This window comes from Sphingomonas sp. CCH9-E2, from assembly GCF_001557215.1.
GTDB lineage: Bacteria > Pseudomonadota > Alphaproteobacteria > Sphingomonadales > Sphingomonadaceae > Sphingomonas.
On sequence record NZ_LSJM01000295.1, the window covers coordinates 1 to 803 of the forward strand.

The following is an 803-nucleotide window of genomic DNA, read 5'->3' on the forward strand; positions in this document are numbered from 1 at the left end:
GGCTTATAGTGCTCGCCATCGGTGTGCTGTCGTTCGGTGACACGCCGCTGGAAACGCCGCTGACGGTTGCCGGCGCTATCGTCCTCGCCATCGCGCATGTCGGCAATCTGAAGCTGGGGCGCGCGACATGAACCAAGTGCTTGAGAGAGGGGTGGCCTTGCCCGCCACCCCCGTCGAGCCATATTCTTGCATCATGCGTCACAAGCACGAGCAGCCGGAAGGAGAAGCGCTTGCAGAGGCCGCACGCTCCGCCTTTGAGCGCGTCGGTGAGCAGTGGACCGATATGCGGGCTCAGCTATTCAATGTCATCGTCGGTCTCGACCGACCCGCGTCGGCTTACGACATCGCCGATCGCTTTTCGGAACAGCGCGGCCGGCGCGTAGCCGCAAACTCGGTCTACCGCATTCTCGACCTGTTCGTGGCAGCCAACATCGTCACTCGCGTGGAGGTTGCAAACCGTTACCTACCCAATGTCCACCCCGGCTGCGTTCACGACTGCATCCTGCTTTTCTGCGAGCAGTGCGGCAGGATCACGCATTTGGACGACGACAGCATTGCGACAAGTATCCGGGGTGCCGCAACCAATGCGGGGTTTCGGCCAACAAAGCCGGTGATCGAAGTTTGCGGCCTATGTGAGGCGTGCAGCAGATAGACCCCACAGATCGACCAATGTCTGTCAAACGGTCGATTGCGGGAGGCGCGCGCCGATCGCGGCCGAGGTCGCCGAAACAGCCCTACTAGGTTCCGATGTAAACGCTCGCGCTAAGTGGCGGCATTCTGATCGCGCTATTTGTCGGCGAGCG

General features: G+C 61.4%; 1 protein-coding gene. It reads left to right on the plus strand.

Annotated elements, in window-relative coordinates:
- Positions 1–193: 193 nt before the first annotated feature.
- On the plus strand, positions 194–652 hold the full coding sequence (locus tag AX681_RS13565; protein ID WP_066657225.1) for a Fur family transcriptional regulator: 459 nt from the start codon (positions 194–196) through the stop codon (positions 650–652).
- Positions 653–803: the final 151 nt, after the last annotated feature.

Bases quoted from the DNA above. Each gene is read 5' to 3' on its own strand.
- AX681_RS13565 (WP_066657225.1), top strand. From the start codon at position 194: ATGCGTCACAAGCACGAGCAGCCGGAAGGAGAAGCGCTTGCAGAGGCC.